Raw genomic sequence first — 300 nt, 5'->3', positions numbered from 1 at the left:
TAATGGGATTTGCAACATTTTATCCTCAAAACAAAAAGGTTGTAGACGCACAAGGGAAAAATTACGGACTTGAAGCTGCAAATGTAGTTTATAACGGACCTTTCCAATTAAGTGAATGGAAACATGATACAAGTTATAAAATGACAAAAAACCCGAACTACTGGGATAATAAAAATGTGAAATTAAATGAAATTAATGTAAATATCGTAAAAGATACTTCAACAGCTGTTAATTTATTTGAAAGTAAACAAGTAGACCGAATTACGATTAATTCAGAGTTTGTTGATAAATATCAAAAAG

Annotated in this window: 1 protein-coding gene; it reads left to right on the top strand. The window is 29.3% G+C overall.

Translation table 11 applies throughout. From position 1 onward, the window contains the following. Positions 1-300: ABC transporter substrate-binding protein (locus MR079_RS28645; protein WP_242295104.1), on the top strand; the 300-nt coding region annotated here is incomplete at both ends.

It is taken from the genome of Bacillus cereus group sp. BfR-BA-01381 (assembly GCF_022663555.1).
Taxonomy (GTDB): domain Bacteria; phylum Bacillota; class Bacilli; order Bacillales; family Bacillaceae_G; genus Bacillus_A; species Bacillus_A pacificus.
The sequence above is the reverse complement of the archived record's forward strand: the minus strand, read 5'-3'. Positions and strand labels throughout refer to the sequence as shown.